The sequence below is a fragment of the Pedobacter sp. PLR genome, from assembly GCF_026239675.1.
Classification (GTDB): Bacteria; Bacteroidota; Bacteroidia; order Sphingobacteriales; family Sphingobacteriaceae; genus Pedobacter.
On sequence record NZ_JAPIVQ010000005.1, the window covers coordinates 495,777 to 513,318 of the forward strand.

Genomic DNA, 17,542 nt, shown 5'->3' on the forward strand with positions numbered 1-17,542 from the left:
TGGGCTATATGGACACAATTAAATTAGAAGAACAAGTAAGTACGATGACCCAATTCAGGAAAGATATTTTAACAGGGCTGCAGGCAAGTCCGAAGTTTATGCAGGCTAAATATTTTTATGATCATCAGGGGGATCTGCTTTTTCAGCAGATTATGAAAATGGATGAATATTACCTGACCAATGCAGAGATGGACATCTTTTCCAATCAAAGCGGAGACATTGCAGACTTGATTGCTTCTGAAAACAGCCCCTTTGACCTGATCGAACTGGGTGCCGGTGACGCCACTAAATCTATTCATTTGTTGAAGGAGCTGAGTCAGCGGAAGCTGGAATTCAGTTATTTGCCAATCGATATTTCTGCGAATGTGATCCGTCATCTGGAAGAGGTTTTACCGAAGCAATTGCCCGGATTGGATATTAAGGGATTGAATGGTGATTATTTCAAAATGCTGGATAAAGGTATTTCGCTTTCCAATCGTAGGAAGGTGGTGCTTTTTATGGGCGCAAATATTGGGAATATGGATGTGGAGGAGGCCAATGCCTTTTGCAGTACACTAAACGCGTATTTGTCAAAAGGAGATATGTTGATCATCGGTTTTGACCTGAAGAAGAACCCAAAGCAAATTCTGGCAGCCTATAATGATGCGCAAGGGATCACTGCGGCCTTTAATCTCAATTTGCTCCATCGGATCAACAGAGAACTGGGCGGCGATTTTAACCTGCAATCTTTTGAACATTATGCCTGTTACGATCCGGATTCAGGGGCTTGCAAAAGTTACCTGATCAGTAAGAAAGAGCAGGTAGTCCATCTTGATGAGGAAACCGCCATCAGCTTTGCGGCGCATGAACCTATTTATATGGAGATTTCACAGAAATATTCGCTTCCCGAAATAGAGGCTATGGCCAGGGTTACAGGTTTTGTAGGTAAACATCTGTTTTTTGATGCAAATAAATACTTTGTAGATGCGGTTTGGATAGTGGATTGATTTTTAAACTGAATAGGACATCCTCAAACTTTATTTGTAGCGGATTGTCTTAAATTAAAACACAAATCATGTTAAAGAATTCAAAATCATTTAGCTCATTTTCAGTGGACGATCTGGAAAGAGCAAGGGCATTTTATGGTGGCGTATTAGGGTTAGATTTGAAAGATGATCCAATGGGAATACTGGAACTCCATGTGAATGGATCCAGTCCGATAGTGATCTATCCAAAGCGCAATCATGAGCCCGCAACCTTCACTGTCCTAAATTTTCCGGTTCAAAGTGTGGAGGAAGCGGTGGAGCAGTTAGGGAAAAAAGGAGTGCTTTTTGAGCATTATGAGGAGGAAGGTTTTAAGACCGATGAAAAAGGTGTATTTCGTGGAGAAGGACCGGTAATTGCCTGGTTTAAAGACCCGGCAGGGAATATTCTCTCCATTCTGGAAAACAATTAAAAGTACTGTTTTTGTGGTTGAAAAGTGGCTTTTTGCTCCTGAAAAGGTCATTAATTGTCAACATGAATTGCGTTGTTGGCACGGGCTTTGTAACTGTGGTGTTACAATAAAACACATCACATTATGAAAAAAGCAATTAGAATCTTCAGTTTACTTTTAATCGCTACGACGATTATGATCGCCTGTAAGAAAGACACAGATCCAGCTTCTAAAGATTTATTTGTGGGAACTTATAAAGGTTCAGTTTCTTACTCAAAAGATGGCAATAACATCACTAGTTCTGATGGGAAGATTACAGTGAGTAAAGTAGGAGAAACTTACAATTTCTTTTTCGGTAATAACATTCCTGATATCACAGGTGTGAAATTTGAAAAATCCGGAGATAATAGTTATGTAAGTGTTGGAAGCGGGTTAACCGGAATTAAAATTGATGAAAGTACTTTAAAAATGTTCGTGACCAAGGATGGAGCGACCTGGACAGCAGATTGTACCAGGTAATAAATTCTTAAATATTGAAGCGAGGGTGCCCAAAGTAATTTGGCGCCCTCGTTTTGTTTTCGAACTATTTAAACAGGAATTATGACCATCAGGGACTGGGATTTTGTAAATCCAGCCCGACTATATTTTCGTATCTATATGCAGTAGCTCAGTTAATATGGAAAGTAACTCTAATTGGATTTGCGCAGATAGTTATTTGCCGCTTCCTACAGATAAGGGAGATGAGTTTTCAAGGATTGTCCTGGTGAGGATTACTGATTTTGGAAGTCCAGCTAAAATCTACCTTGGTTACGCTGGTTTGGATCCTTTGTGTCCGGAATGGTATTTAAAGGGATTGCCGATGGACGATTATTACTGGGTAACCCATTGGTGTTATTTAGGTCACCGGTAAATTCAGGTCTCCACGCTACTTTATCTCCATAAAGCATCAAAATTATAGGGTTTTAACATATATTTAGCTGCCAGTATTATGTAGTACATAATAGAGGGTGAGTTGAACCGGTTAGAACGTTAAATTTTGATATGAAAAAGAATTATTTTGCTGTTGTTATATTGTCGTTAGGCATGCTGTATGGGACCACTAAGGCGCAAAGCAGGTCCGGATTACTTCTGGAAAAGAACTGGAAGTTTACCAGGGAAGATCAGGAAGGCTTTATCTCTGCTAAATATAATGACAGTAAATGGCAGCGTGTTACAGTTCCCCATGATTGGGCGATTTATGGTCCTTTTAGTGCCAATAATGATAAACAACATGTTGCCATTACACAAGATGGGCAGAAAGAAGCTTCTGAGCACGCCGGTCGTACCGGTGGTTTGCCATTTGTTGGCGTAGGTTGGTACCGGAATAAGTTTGTGCTGCCTGCTTTTAGTGCCGGTAAAAAGGCAACGATCATCTTTGATGGTGCAATGAGCAATGCTACCGTTTACTTAAATGGTAAAAAGGTAGGTTACTGGCCTTATGGTTACAATACTTTTCATTTTGATATCACGGAGTTTTTAGAGCCTGGCAAGGAAAATACGCTTGCTGTAAGGTTGGAGAACTTCCCTGAATCGTCAAGGTGGTATCCTGGTGCCGGATTATACCGTAATGTTCATGTGCTGGTTACAGAAGCAGCGCATATTCCGGTTTGGGGAACGCAGTTAACGACACCGGTGATCAATGCCGGATTTGCGAAGGTAAACATCAAAACAAAGTTGGCAGGAGCAGGAAAAACCGCGGCAGATCAGTTTCAGTTGTCTACCGAAATTAAGGATGCAAAAGGTAAGGTTGTTGCGGTTTTGAAAACGCCCCTGAACAAATATGATCAGGATGTTTTTAATCAGGAGCTGGTGGTTTTAAACCCTGAATTGTGGGATACGGAAACCCCGGTTTTATATACCGCAGTTTCTAAGTTATACGAAGGAAATGAGCTACGCGATGAATACACGACTACCTTTGGTATCCGGTCAATAGAAATTATTCCCAATAAAGGATTCTTCCTGAACGGGAAAAGAACGCAGTTTAAAGGCGTTTGTTTACACCATGACCTTGGTCCGCTGGGTGCCGCCGTAAATGATGCCGCCATCAGAAGACAGATTCGCATCATGAAAGATATGGGCGTAAATGCCATCCGGACTTCTCATAATATGCCGGCCCCGGAATTTGTAAAGGCTTGTGATGAAATGGGAATGATGCTCATGGCAGAAACTTTTGATGAATGGAAAGAGCCAAAGCAAAAGAACGGTTACCATAAGTTTTTTGACCAGTGGGCGGAAAAAGATATGGTGAATCTGATCCATCATTACAGAAATAATCCGAGTGTAGTGATGTGGTGTATCGGAAATGAAGTCCCGGAGCAGGGAATGGTTGGTGCTGCTAAAATTGCAAAGTTTCTCCAGGACATCTGTTTCCGCGAAGATCCTACACGTTTTGTGACGCAAGGCATGGATAACCCCGGATCGGTTATCAATAACAATTTTGCGGCAACCATGCAGGTAGCCGGATTTAATTACCGCCCTTTTGCTTATCCGGAGGCTTATAAGAAATTACCTCAGCAACTGATTCTGGGTACTGAAACTGCTTCAACCATCAGCTCAAGAGGGATCTATAAATTCCCTGTCACCAGACGGGCGATGCCTGTATATAAGGATTTGCAGGTTTCATCCTATGATGTAGAGCATTGTAGCTGGTCTGACTTGCCGGAAGATAACTTTATTCAGCATGATGATCTGCCTTATGCGATAGGTGAATTTGTGTGGACAGGTTTCGATTACCTCGGAGAGCCAACTCCATATTACACGAATTGGCCAAGCCATAGCTCTTTATTCGGAATAGTAGATCTTGCCGGAATCCCTAAAGACCGTTATTATTTGTATAGAAGTCACTGGAATACCACTGCAAATACGCTTCATATTCTTCCAAACTGGAATTTTAAAGACAGGGTAGGTGAAACTACTCCGGTTTTTGTCTACACCAATTACCCGACTGCTGAATTGTTTATCAATGGTAAAAGTCAGGGAAGAAAAACTAAAGATACGACGTTTACAGTGTATAATACCGGCGATAAAAAATCTTTGGAAGCTTTTGACCGTCAGAAAAGATACCGCCTGATGTGGATGGATACGAAGTATGAACCGGGAACGGTTAAGGTGATTGCTTATGATGCGAAAGGAAATGCTGTGGAGGAAAAAGAAATTCATACCGCTGGTAAACCTCACCATTTGGAACTGAAAGCGGATCGTACGCAGTTAACGGCAAACGGTAAGGATCTTTCCTTTGTGCTGGTTAGCGTAGTGGATGCAGCTGGAAATCTATGTTCAGAGGATACCAGAGAGATCAGTTTTAAAGTCAGAGGGGCAGGGAAATTTCATGCAGTAGCCAATGGCAACAGTGCAAGTCTGGAATCTTTTCAGGCACCTAAAATGAAAGCTTTTAGCGGTCAGCTGACCGCTATTGTGAAAGCTGATGAGCAACAAGGCCCGATTTATTTTGAGGCGACTGCAAAGGGCTTGAAATCTACAACACTGAAAATTGAAGTGAAATAACAGGTTGACCAGGGTATTAGGTTAACTGAAGTATTGGGCTAACAATTAAAAAAGGGGATTGGTGATTTAAAATCGCCAATCCCCTTTTTACGGCATTGCTTTTTTACTGAATTCCTATACTACCATTCTGTAGTGTTTTTTATGCCCAATGCCTTCGCATCAAAGACCGGATCTTTACCCGCTTTGCGTTGCTCCTGGTAGTCTTTAAAAGCTTTTAATGCCGGTTTTCTAAGTAATATGATGGCGACAACGTTGAGCCAGGCCATAACACCCACACCAATATCACCCAATGTCCATGCTGCTTCAGCAGTTTTGACAGATCCATAAAAAGTAGCTGCAAGGATCAGGATACGTAAGGTCCATAAGGCCCATTTTCTACCTTTTTTATCCAGATAGCTGAGGTTGGTTTCCGCAATATAATAATAGGCCATAATGGTGGTGAAGGCGAAGAACAGGAGGGATACCGCAACGAAGCCACTACCTAAGGAAGGGAAATGGGAGTTTACGGCGAATTGGGTGTATTCTGCTCCGATTTTTGCCCCCGGTAGGTTTTCAACCAGGAAGCCGCCCTCCGGATTAATGACGTTGTATTGGCCGGTAAAGAGAATCATAAAAGCGGTTGCAGTACACACAAATAAAGTATCTACATAAACAGAAAATGCCTGTACGAGACCTTGTTTTACCGGGTGACTTACTTCCGCTGCTGCGGCAGCATGTGGTGCTGTTCCCTGGCCAGCTTCATTGGAATAAATACCTCTTTTTACGCCCCAGGCAATCGCCATACCAAATACGCCGGCAAAGGCTGGTTCTAGTTTGAAAGCCGATTTTACAATCAGCATAATCACAGATGGAATCTCCTGGATATGTAGAGCCATAATAATGATGGCCATCAGGATATAAGCCCCGGCCATAAATGGGACAACAATTTCTGCAACTCTGCCGATGCGTTTAACACCGCCAAATATGATTAATCCAAGTAATATAGCGACTCCTGCGCCAGTATAGCCCACCGGAACCTGAAAAGCATTATGCATGCTCAATGCAATGCTATTACTTTGAACTCCAGGTAAAAAAAGCGCGGTACTCATGATGGTGGCTATGGCAAATACCACCGCGTACCATTTTACGCCCAGTCCTTTTTCTATATAGAAGGCCGGACCTCCACGATATTGTCCATTGTTAACCTGTTTGTAAATCTGACCGAGTGTAGCTTCAATAAAAGCCGATGCGCTACCTAGAAATGCAATCAACCACATCCAGAATATGGCACCAGGGCCACCCATCGCAATAGCCGTTGCTACTCCCGCAATATTTCCAGTACCAATGCGTCCGGAAATGGCGATGGCAAATGCCTGAAAAGAACTCACCCCTTTGGCAGAACTTTGTCCTCCGAAAAGAAGTGCGATCATCTCTTTGATGTATCGAAGCTGTACAAATCTGGTAACGATAGAAAAATATATGCCGGTACCCATACAAAGTAAAATGAGCGCATTGCTCCATACGAGGTCGTTAATTTTGGTAATGATTTCTTCCATAAGCCGGTAAAATAGGGGAATTTTTTAAAAGGAAGCCGATAAAAATTCAATAACGAGGTGCCTGTATTCCATGGAATTTTTTCCTATCATTACAGCAACTAAATATAATTGGCAGCAATTCCCCTCAGTGGCAATGAATTGCGTGCTCCATGTTGTAATGCTAAATGATGAAAATTTCCAGGGTTATTTTTTTTTGTGCCTTTGCTATACTGAGTGTTTTACAGCTGAAATCCAGGGCGCAGGTCCAGGTAACGATTGACGACAAAGTACCTCACCACATCTTTAATTACGGGGAAATTGAGTTGTTGGAAGATCCTGGCGGAAAACTAACACTACAGGATATTCTAAGTCCGGCAATGGACAGCAAATTCAGCAAAAGCACGATCTATACGCCTAAGATATTTAGCCTGAATTCCACCCACTGGTTTAAGATTAAGATCAGGTTTAACCCCCAATCTAAGGAGAATTGGGTGCTCGAATTCTTCGACCAGACCATTGATGACGTTAATTTCTATGCACCTATTGGGCCTCATAAATACCAACGTTTTAAGTTTGGTGCAAAATACAAGTTTGATCAGCGCGAGTATGCACATAAGAATTTCCTGCTAAACCTCGATAATTCTAAAGAGCGGGAGGAGACTTATTACATCAGAATAAAGTCCTCACAATCGGCAAGCGTAATCATTGTCCTGAGAAACCTGCGCTGGTTAGTTCATTATGCGACGGAAGAATATATGTTTTTCGGGCTTTTTTATGGGATGATCGTTGTTTTTAGTTTTTACAATTTACTGATGTTCATCGCCATCAGGCAAAAACAATATCTATACTACGTGTTATACAATCTAAGTATTGGATTGTACGAAACCTGTGTGGATGGCATCGCATTTCAGTACTTATGGCCAGAGCATCCTGCTTTAAACCAATACGGATATGGGATTGCCTTGTATTTAAGCAGTCTGTTCGGATTGCTCTTTACCCTGAATTTTTTATACCTGAAAAGTAAGGCCCCGGGGCTTTACAAAGCCATCATTGCAATGATTGGGCTGCGGACTTTGTTTTTTATAGCCTGCCTGTATGACCATCAGTTGTTTACTTACAAATTAGTAGAAGTATTGCCTTTGTTGATTGCCCTGGGCTCCGGTATTTATATCTGGAAAAATGGCTTCAGACCAGCCAGATTCTTTGTGATTGGCTACTCATTTCTATTAATTGGCTTCATCATTAAAGGGCTGGTGCTTTTAAACGTTCCCTGGTTGCCCTATGGTCCGGTTACCCATTACAGCTTAAGCTTTTGCTTCGTGATAGAGATGATTCTGGTTTCTTTTGCCATTGGCGATAACATCAGAGGCTTAAGACAGAAAAAAGACAGAGCGCAAAAGCGGATGATTGAGCAGCTTCAGATTAATGAAAAACTAAAGGAAACTTTAAATAAGGAGCTGAGCTCATTGGTTGATGAACGTACTAAGGAGGTCAGCCAGAAGGCCGCAACTATTGAAAAGCAAAACATGGAAATCTCCCTGATGAATGCCATGCTGGAAAAAGACAACCAGGAACTGCATGAAAACATCAAGAAAGTAAGCCGTGCAAGAGTGATGTCTATGGAAGTGAATTTTGAAGAGTTCAGTAAAATATATCCAGACAGGGATACCTGTTTTAAATACCTTTCCGAGCTAAAATGGACCAATGGATATAGTTGTAAAAAATGCCTCAACACACAATATCTTTCCGGTTTCCTGCCTTATAGCCGCAGGTGTACAAAATGTGGTTATGATGAATCTGTAATCGCCCATACCATCTTTCAGAATAGCAGGATACCTATCAATAAAGCTTTCTATATGCTTTTCCTGGTTTATTCCACCAAGGGTAAAATTTCTTCCCATAAATTATCTCAGCTGCTCCTGATCAGACAAAGTACCTGCTGGGCCTATAACAGCAAGATGCAAAAGCTGCTGGAGGAAAGAAATAAAGAACTGAAAAATGCCGGTGAAGGCGGATGGAGTAAATTGATCTTTGAGTCTCCATCATTTGCCGGAAAACCAGTGGTATAATCCCTGAATCTTACCCAGCCTGTTTAATCCCAGCCGTTTTTATCAAAAAAAGGGGCTGTATTACTATTCAGGGGAATTTTTCTTGTATTTTTTTTAATGTTTTTTTAGCGTATCAGCTTCCATTTTACGATCCTGCCTAATCAGGTGATAATCAGTGAAAACACCATTTATTGATTGAGTCTCAAGCGTATCACTGTTGTTTGTAACTTATTGTTTTATAGATAGTTGTAGTTATTCTAGCTTGTTCTTTTGCTTTTGTTAGCCTAGTTTTATCAAACCATTTATAAACCTAACCAAGCAAAAAATGAAAAAAAGAATTACACTATTCATGGTGTTCTTTCTAACCAGCTATGTATTGGCCTATGCACAGGACCTTACCGTAAAAGGAGTAGTAAAGGACACACAAGGATCACCAATGCCGGGGGTATCCGTAAAACTTAAAAATTCAAAAACCGGCTCCTCTACAGATGGCAATGGTAGGTATGCCATTGCGGTTTCCGGAAAAGCCGTTCTGCTCTTTTCAGCGATTGGCTATACCAGCCTTGAAGTTCCGGTAAACAATCGTAGTGAGCTGAATGTATCCCTTCAGGAAGAAGCTCAGGGCTTATCTGAAGTGGTGGTCATCGGATATGGAACAGCGACCAGAAAAGATGCTACAGGGGCAATTTCGAGCATCAAAGCTACTCAGCTGGAAAATGAAAACCCCCAAAGTGTGGCCGATATTCTAAAAGGCAATATTGCCGGCCTCTCCGTAGGCTTAAATACAAGTGCTAAAGGTGGTGGCGACTTACTCGTACGTGGAAAATCAACATTAACAGCAGGGAGTTCCCCATTGATCGTATTGGATGGTGTGATCTATAACGGTCAGCTTTCCGATATTAATCCCAATGACATTGAGACGGTGGATGTATTGAAAGATGCAAGTTCACTGGCCGTTTATGGTGCAAAAGCAGCGACTGGTGTGGTCGCAATTACCACAAAAAAGGGTCGGGGAGATCAACCTACAATTATCTTTAACACCAATGTTGGCCTGGTTAATCTTGCTCAGAATATGCGTCCCTATACCGGAGATGCTTTCCTGAATTGGAGAGGGGATGTGATGCGTAGTGGAGGTGCTACGGCGCCTTATTTGTACAACGATCCAAGAAACCTTCCTGCGGGCGTGACAGTCGGGCAATGGCTGAATCTTAAACCAACAGATCCTGTTCCTACAGATCTTGTGGGCGTATGGTTGGGCAGACTAGGGCTGGTAGCCAATGAAAAAGAAAACTACATGGCTGGTAAAACGGTCGATTGGTATGATGAGATTTTCAGAACAGGATTGCGCCAGGACCATACCTTAAGCATGAGCGGGAAAAAAGATGAAATCAGTTATTACATGTCTCTGGGTTACCAGAAAAATGAGAATCTGATCAAAGGTGGCGCATTCAGTACGGTTAGAGCGCGTATTAACCTTGAGGGCCAGGCAGCTAAATTTATGACCATCGGACTTAATGCTCAATATGCAGACCGTGATGAAAGTGCGATTGAAGCTGATTGGAATCAATTGATCAACCTTTCCCCTTATGGCGATATGTACAATCCAGATGGAACTTTAAGACGGATCCCAACAGACGACAATGGCTTGAACGCCAGAAATCCTTTTCTGAATATGACCTATAACAGTAGGATGAATAGACAAAACACCTTGTTTGCAAGTCTATACACCAGGGTTAAACTGCCTTTTGGAATTACCTATCAGTTGAATTTTAGCCCGGGTATCGATATGTACCGGACATTTGATCACGCTTCTTCAAAAAATCCAAATGTAACCACCCCCGGAGGTTCTGTGACCAGAGCAAATGAAACCCGTTACAACTGGCAAATCGATCATTTGTTAAAATGGAGTAAGACGATTGCAGATATCCATAGTTTTGATGTAACCCTATTGGCAAATGCGGAAAAGTATCAAACCTGGTGGACACAGGCTGGAAATGAAGGTTTTGTTCCCAGCGATGTTTTAGGATACCATAACCTTTCTACCGGTATCAAACCTGTTGTGAATGCAGAAGATAAGGTTTTTACGGGGGATGCTTTAATGGCCAGGTTAAATTATAGCCTGATGCAAAGATATAACCTGACACTTTCTGTGCGCAGAGACGGATATTCTGTGTTTGGTGTCAATTACAAAAGAGCGACTTTCCCTGCTGCAGCTTTTGCCTGGGTGTTTACAGAAGAGTCTTTTCTGAAGTCTCTGACCTGGTTAGACTTTGGTAAACTGCGTGTTTCTTATGGGATCAATGGAAACAGGGACCTGAGAAATCCGGATAACAATACGGTTGATCCGTATGCCGCTCTGGCCATTTTGGGTAGCGATAAATATCAAACCGTAGATGGTAGTGGTACTGCATCAACGGTGAATACGCTGGCAATTACCTCCAAAATGCAGAATGCAAATTTGCAATGGGAGCAGACAAAGTCATTTAATGTCGGATTGGACTTCTCTGTTTTAAAGGACAGAATTACTGGTGCCGTAGATTTCTATGATAAAAAAACGAATCACTTACTCGTGAAACAAACCCTTCCAAATGTGACTGGCTACGCTTATGTGTACTCCAATATTGCTGAAATCAGTAATAAAGGAATGGACTTTAGCTTAAACACAAAGAACATCACCGATGGGAAAATCAAATGGAATACCAATTTCAATTTCTCTTTTTCAAGGAACAAAATTGTCAGTCTGGCTTTACCAGCTGATGATCCCGGAAATGGTTGGTTTATCGGAAAAGATATCGATGTGATCTGGGATTATAAGGTCCTTGGGGTATGGCAGGAAAACGAAATGGCAGAGGCTGCTAAATATACAAAAGGAGCGATTAAACCAGGAGATTTCAAACTAGAGGATGTGAACGGAGATTTTGCGTATAGTGATGCCGATAAACAGTTTTTAGGCTACAGAACCCCTCGCTTTATCTTTGCCCTTAGAAATGAGTTTAACATTTTTAAGAACTTTGATTTCTCTTTCCAGTTATTGTCTAACTGGGGCCAGAAAAAAGAATATAACTCTGCAAAGAACCAGCCGGGAAGCGTTGGTTTTGCCCGCCAGAATTCTTATGAACTTCCTTACTGGACGGCAGAAAATCCAATCAATGACTATGCAAGGCTAAGCTCAGGTACCAGCGGAACCAGTTTTAATGTTTTTCGTGACAACTCCTTTATCCGTTTAAATTCAATTGCCCTTGCCTATACGATTCCTCAAAACCTGATCAGTAAGCTTCGTATTAAAAATGCAAGGATATATGCCAATGTAAACAATGCGGCGGTGTATACTCGCGACTGGAATTACTGGGATCCTGAGAATAATGGCCCGACACCAAGATATTACACCCTGGGTTTAAATGTTTCCTTATAAGATTTTAGCGACATGAAAAAAATAAATAAAGCACTAGTCCTGTTATGTACTGCCGCATTACTGGTAGCAGATACAGGATGTAAAAAAAACTACCTGGATGCCAATCAACTGTCCAGCTATTCGCCGGAAAACCTGGATAATCCTAATGCCATGCGAGCTGCCCTAAATGGGGTAGCACTCCTCCTGAGGAGAGAGTACTTTGGTGATTCTGCCCCAATGTTAACAGAATCGCTGTTCTCTGATGTCGCAGTAGATGGGACTACCGACAAAAGTACACCTGCCCAGGATTTGGTAACCCGCATCACACCGGATGCAAATCTGAATAGTGATGATTTTAACAAAGTTGGTTGGTATTGGGACAATTCGTTTGTCGCCATCAGACAGGCAAATACGATTATCACCCGTATTGATGTTCCGAAATATGCTTCTGAAGCAGAAAAGAATGCCATTTTAGGCTCTGCCTATTTCTATCGCGCTTATTACTATTACAGACTCGTACACCAGTTTGGCGATGTACCTTTGTTATTGAATGACCTTGATGCCCCACGTTCCGATTTCTATTCTACCAAAAGAGAAGTGATTCTGGCGAGAATGAAAACTGATCTTGAGTTTGCACAAACCTGGGTAACGGATAATGTGAACAAAGGAGAAGTGACCAAAGGTGCGGTCAGCCATTTGCTGACAAAAGTTAATCTGGCTTTAGGTAAATTTGATGAAGCAATTCTTTCTGCAACCAATGTAATTGGCGGAGGAAAATATGGAATGATGACCAGCAGATTCGGCAGTACCGCTTCCGATGCAACGAAAAATGTGGTGTGGGATTTACACAGAATGGATAATAAGGCCATTTCAACAAATAAAGAGGCTTTGTTTTTGGTGATTGACAGAGAAGCATTCCAGGGCTTTACGCCAAATGGATCGCAGCTGATGCGTAATACAGTGCCAGCCTGGCATTTCGCAAACCTGCGCTCCCCGTCGGGATCCGGAATACAAGCCATCACGGATGCGGTAACCGCTGAGATTCCATTAACGAAGATGTATGGTCGTGGAATTGGAAGGTACCGCGGCACCCCATATAGTACAAAATACATCTGGACAGACCAGACCGATTACAGGCATGCCAAGGGGATGTGGATGGACATGACCGATCTGGTATACAATAATCCGGCACTGAAAACTTCAAAAAATCAAGTCGACAAAGATCTATATGGAAAACCTATACAACAATATACTCCGGCGAATATCGCTACCGTTTTTCAGAATGGGGCATTAGATACCATCCGTCATTGGTTTGGCTGGCCACATTACAAGGTGTTCATCAACTCCACAAATACGCTGGCAAATGATCCATACTGGTCGCCACCACGCGGTACAAATACAGATTGGTATGTGTTTCGCTTAGCGGAGACTTATTTGTTAAGAGCGGAAGCTTATTACTGGAAGGGCGATCTTGGTTCAGCAATGAGTGATATCAACGTGGTGAGGGCCAGGGCAAATGCGGCCTTACTCACCGATATCAGTAAAATCAATATTGGTACTATCCTGGACGAGCGAGCCAGGGAATTGTTCTGGGAGGAGCCCAGAAAGACAGAGCTGACCAGGATGGCCTATATTTTTGCCCTGACCGGCAAAATGGCCTATAATGGAAAGACCTATACTTTGAACGCTTTTTCTGATCAGAATTTCTTCTATGACCGCATTATAGAGAAAAATGATTTCTATAAAAATAATGTAAGAACGATTCAAGGCGTAAATTATAGAATTGCCCCGTATCATGTCTTATGGCCGGTTCCTGCCACTGCGCAAAGATTTAATACTGAAGGACACATCAACCAGAATAAAGGGTATAGCGGATATGAATCCAATGTGCCTGCACTTGATAAATAAATTTTGACAGGACCAGGCGTAGTTTTCGCCTGGTCCTTATTTTAACCGTTTTTTTCTACGAAATACTGCCTATGACTTGTTTTAAGCATTTATGCCTGTTCTTATTGTTGTTTTTTTTTGCCGGTGCTTCTTTTTCGAAAAGTATAAATAGTAATCCCGGTCGTCAGTATATTGGTTTGAATGACCAGTGGTCCTTCAGTAAGGATGAACAGATCCGGGAGGATGTTAACTTGCCACATACCTGGAATGCAAAGGATGTCATGGATGATGCTCCCGGTTATTATCGCGGAACAGGCTGGTATAAAAGGACTTTGAAAACCAGTCCGGCAATGAAAGGTAAAATGCTTTTCCTTTGTTTTGATGGGGTAAATCAGGAAGCCGAGGTCTATGTGAATGGACAGCTGGCTGGCAAACATGCGGGTGGATATACGCGGTTTATTATTCCTGTAACCAAATTTTTGAAGTTTAACAGCGACTTTAAAAATGAAGTGATGGTCAAAGTTTCTAATCGTTATCAGGAAGATATTGCCCCTTTAACAGCAGATTTCACTTTTTTTGGCGGGATTTATAGAAAAGTAGGCTTGTTAATTACGGATCCTGTTCATTTTTATAATGGAGATCATGGAGCAGACGGGATTTACATCAGCACACCTCAGGTATCCGCAGAAAGTGCTCAGGTAGCCCTAAAGTATGTTTTGGAAAACGCGGCTGGCCAAAGCCGTAAAGTCCGGTTGAATACTGCCCTTTATAACAAGGAGGGGAGACAGGTGGTCAGGCGATCCATCGTTGTCACCTTAAAAGGAGGGGAAAAGAAAACCATTCTGATGGATTTACCAAAGGTAGATAAACCAGAATTATGGTCCCCGGATTCGCCTGTTTTATATCGGGTAGTTTCCAGTATCCTGGATGCCGGAGGTTCAAATACCCTCGATGAGCTGACGCATTCTATTGGCTTTAGGTGGTTTAAATTTGATGCAGAAAAGGGTTTTTTCTTAAACGGGGCACCACTTAAGCTCATGGGCGCCAGTCGTCACCAGGATTATGAAGGATTGGGGAATGCGGTTCCGGATGCTTTACAAATCAGAGATGTAGAGTTGCTGAAAGAAATGGGTGGTAATTTTCTAAGGGTCGCCCATTACCCGCAAGACCCGGTCATTCTGGAAACCTGCGATCGGCTGGGGATTCTGGCATCCGTAGAAATTCCTATCGTCAACGGAATCACGGAAAGTCTTGCCTTCAGCGAGAATTGCAGGAATATGCAGGTAGAGATGATCCGTCAAAATTATAATCACCCCAGCGTGGTTATGTGGGCTTATATGAACGAGGTTTTGCTGCGGCCAAAGTTTGGGAATGATAAACCCAGACAGGAACTGTATTTTAAACATGTTTTTGAGCTTGCACAAAGCCTGGAAGAACTGACCCGTAAAGAGGATAATTCCAGATATACGATGATGGCATTACATGGAGATTTCGACCGTTATCATAAAGTGGGGCTGACAAAAATTCCTATGGTTATTGGTTGGAACCTGTATCAGGGTTGGTATGGTGGATCATTAGCTGATTTTGGTCGCTTTCTGGACAAGCACCACCGGGAATTGCCGGATAAGCCATTGTTGATTACAGAATTTGGTGCCGATGCAGACCCGAGGATCAGGTCATTTAAACCGATTCGCTTTGATAAAAGTGTAGAGTACGCGATTAAATTTAGTCAGGTGTATTTAAATGAGATGTTAAGCCGTCCATTTGTAAGCGGTGGCATGGTCTGGAACCTGGCTGATTTTAATTCCGAAACCAGGGAAGAGACGATGCCGCACATCAATAATAAGGGCTTATTAACACTGGGTCGCCAGCCCAAAGATACTTATTACCTGTATCAGGCTTATTTGCTAAAACAGCCATTCATTAAAATTGCCTCAAAAAACTGGACAGCAAGAACAGGTATCGCTGATTCCTCAAAATCCTTCAGTACTCAACCGGTTCAGGTGGCTACAAATTTAAAGTCGCTGGAGTTGTTTTTAAATGGAAAGAGTCTGGGAATTAAGGAAAGCACAGACCGTATTTGCACCTGGGATGTGCCTTTTTCAGCGGGTAAGCATCAGTTAAAAGCTGTTGCTGCTCAACATCCTGAGCTTAGTGATCTGGCGGATATTGAATTTACGTTGATGCCTTACCTTTTTACAGAAAAGACCTTCAGTACTTTAAATGTTTTATTGGGTTCGGAACGATATTTCATAGATGAAAAGAACCATGTCTTATGGACACCCGATCAGCCCTATCGTAAAGGAGCCTGGGGATACATTGGAGGGACAGCCTTTCGGGGAGGCAACAACCGCATGACTTATGGTTCTGATAAAAATATTACCGGTACTGACTCAGATCCTGTTTATCAGACGCAGCAGGTAGGAATAGCTGCCTATAAAATGGATGTTCCTGATGGATTCTATGAGCTAAGTCTTTACTTCTCAGAACTGCAGGGGGGCGCAGAGAAAGAAGCACTGGCTTATAATCTCGATGATGCTCAACAAAAGGAAATTTCGGATCAACGTGTTTTTAACCTGAATGTTAATGGTCATGAATTTCTTAAAGACTTTAATATTTCTGAAGAATATGGCTATACCAGGGCTGCCCAAAAGTTGATCAGAATTCAGGTTGCCAATGGAAAAGGAATTGTGCTGGACTTTAATCCCATTAAGGGTAAGCCGGTGCTGAATGCCTTGTCATTAAGGAAGCTGAACTAAAAATCCGAAGGGAAGCTGATAACCAGTGCCAGGAAGCAGTAAGAATGATGGGGCTTTAGGAAGAATGTATATCAGGTTATTGCCGTTAAGTTTATTTTTTATATTGTAATTTTAATATTATCATTAATAATACATATATTGATGAAAAATAGGAATAAATAGACGATAATATTTTAATTATTGTTTTTATTGACAATTACTGATTTTAAAAAAGATACGACTTTTAAAACATGAAACATTCATTCCGAGTTATCTACGAGACCATTGGCAAGAATTTAAGAATTATCCGGTTAACATTGGGTTATACTCAGGATGCTTTAGCACAAAGATGTAGTGTTAATTCTGCTAAAATTAGTAAAATAGAAAATGCGCGGTGTGATTATATGCTTTCCACCTTACTGACCATTTGTAGCGTCCTTAAATGTGATGTGGAATATCTGGTAGGGGAAGAGATCCAGGAGGCGAATGTGATTAACGGGATGCTGGTGATTGTGAAAAAGAAAGTTAAGGAAGATGGAGTGTTGTTGATTGTAAAAAAAGATATGAGTTACGGGGGATAGTGTTTATGTTTAAAAACCCGGTCGCCTAAATAGCTGACCGGGTTTTTTGTACCTCATCGTAGTGGTATATCGTATATTTTGCAGGTAGATTTAAACCTTGATTAATGTTCATTAAAACGTTTCTCACAATCCTTGATAAACTTCTTTCCAAATTTCTGTAGAATCAATTTCAGGTTCACCTGTCGCCCGGTAGAGGAACAGAAATAGTAATATGCCAGTGTAGCATCATCAAATTCACCCTTATGACCCGGAGGTAAGGGATGATCACAATAGTTGACAAACAAGTCTGTAAAAGAATCTTCTAATCTATTGTCGGGATTTAAAGTGAGGTAACCTCTGGAATCTCTATAGTTCATAGCAGCATTCAATTCAGTGATGAATTGATCGTATTTATGAGAAAAATCAAAATCTGTTTGGTTCATGTTT

At 41.7% G+C, this 17,542-nt stretch carries 12 protein-coding genes; 10 read left to right on the forward strand and 2 right to left on the reverse strand.

Going from position 1 to position 17,542, the window contains the following annotated elements:
• The first annotated feature begins 8 nt into the window (after positions 1 to 8).
• The 5 genes from egtD to OQX61_RS15035 all read left to right on the forward strand — a co-directional run bounded on the left by egtD (position 9) and on the right by OQX61_RS15035 (position 4,957).
• A complete protein-coding gene (gene egtD / locus OQX61_RS15015) occupies positions 9 to 986 on the forward strand; it encodes an L-histidine N(alpha)-methyltransferase (protein ID WP_265842581.1) in 978 nt (325 codons plus the stop codon).
• Positions 987 to 1,054: 68 nt separating this feature from the next.
• On the forward strand, positions 1,055 to 1,435 hold the full coding sequence (locus OQX61_RS15020) for a VOC family protein (RefSeq protein ID WP_265842582.1): 381 nt from the start codon (positions 1,055 to 1,057) through the stop codon (positions 1,433 to 1,435).
• 123 nt (positions 1,436 to 1,558) lie between these two features.
• Positions 1,559 to 1,933: a hypothetical protein gene (locus tag OQX61_RS15025; RefSeq protein ID WP_265842583.1), complete on the forward strand. Its 375-nt coding sequence runs from the start codon at positions 1,559 to 1,561 to the stop codon at positions 1,931 to 1,933.
• A 157-nt stretch (positions 1,934 to 2,090) separates the two neighbouring features.
• Positions 2,091 to 2,324: a hypothetical protein gene (locus OQX61_RS15030; protein WP_265842584.1), complete on the forward strand. Its 234-nt coding sequence runs from the start codon at positions 2,091 to 2,093 to the stop codon at positions 2,322 to 2,324.
• A 131-nt stretch (positions 2,325 to 2,455) separates the two neighbouring features.
• The gene (locus OQX61_RS15035) at positions 2,456 to 4,957 is read left to right on the forward strand and encodes a glycoside hydrolase family 2 TIM barrel-domain containing protein (RefSeq protein WP_265842585.1); all 2,502 of its coding nucleotides are present in this window, start codon (positions 2,456 to 2,458) and stop codon (positions 4,955 to 4,957) included.
• A 119-nt stretch (positions 4,958 to 5,076) separates the two neighbouring features.
• On the opposite strand, the gene OQX61_RS15040 is transcribed toward OQX61_RS15035, so the two are convergent.
• Positions 5,077 to 6,492, reverse strand: a complete 1,416-nt coding sequence (locus tag OQX61_RS15040) for an alanine/glycine:cation symporter family protein (protein WP_265842586.1) — start codon at positions 6,490 to 6,492, stop codon at positions 5,077 to 5,079.
• Between the two features lie 164 nt (positions 6,493 to 6,656).
• Here OQX61_RS15040 and OQX61_RS15045 point away from each other — a divergent pair, with 164 nt between their 5' ends.
• The 5 genes from OQX61_RS15045 to OQX61_RS15065 all read left to right on the forward strand — a co-directional run bounded on the left by OQX61_RS15045 (position 6,657) and on the right by OQX61_RS15065 (position 17,116).
• Positions 6,657 to 8,540 carry a 7TM diverse intracellular signaling domain-containing protein gene (locus tag OQX61_RS15045; RefSeq protein ID WP_265842587.1) on the forward strand — a complete coding sequence of 628 codons (1,884 nt, stop codon included), beginning with the start codon at positions 6,657 to 6,659 and terminating at the stop codon, positions 8,538 to 8,540.
• Positions 8,541 to 8,844: 304 nt separating this feature from the next.
• Positions 8,845 to 11,931 (forward strand): SusC/RagA family TonB-linked outer membrane protein, encoded by a 3,087-nt coding sequence (locus OQX61_RS15050; protein ID WP_265842588.1) that lies wholly within the window; start codon positions 8,845 to 8,847, stop codon positions 11,929 to 11,931.
• A 12-nt stretch (positions 11,932 to 11,943) separates the two neighbouring features.
• The gene (locus OQX61_RS15055) at positions 11,944 to 13,818 is read left to right on the forward strand and encodes a RagB/SusD family nutrient uptake outer membrane protein (protein WP_265842589.1); all 1,875 of its coding nucleotides are present in this window, start codon (positions 11,944 to 11,946) and stop codon (positions 13,816 to 13,818) included.
• A 71-nt stretch (positions 13,819 to 13,889) separates the two neighbouring features.
• Positions 13,890 to 16,556, forward strand: a complete 2,667-nt coding sequence (locus OQX61_RS15060; RefSeq protein ID WP_265842590.1) for a glycoside hydrolase family 2 TIM barrel-domain containing protein — start codon at positions 13,890 to 13,892, stop codon at positions 16,554 to 16,556.
• A gap of 230 nt (positions 16,557 to 16,786) precedes the next feature.
• A complete protein-coding gene (locus OQX61_RS15065; protein WP_265842591.1) occupies positions 16,787 to 17,116 on the forward strand; it encodes a helix-turn-helix transcriptional regulator in 330 nt (109 codons plus the stop codon).
• A 101-nt stretch (positions 17,117 to 17,217) separates the two neighbouring features.
• On the opposite strand, the gene OQX61_RS15070 is transcribed toward OQX61_RS15065, so the two are convergent.
• On the reverse strand, positions 17,218 to 17,538 hold the full coding sequence (locus OQX61_RS15070; RefSeq protein ID WP_265842592.1) for a hypothetical protein: 321 nt from the start codon (positions 17,536 to 17,538) through the stop codon (positions 17,218 to 17,220).
• Positions 17,539 to 17,542: the final 4 nt, after the last annotated feature.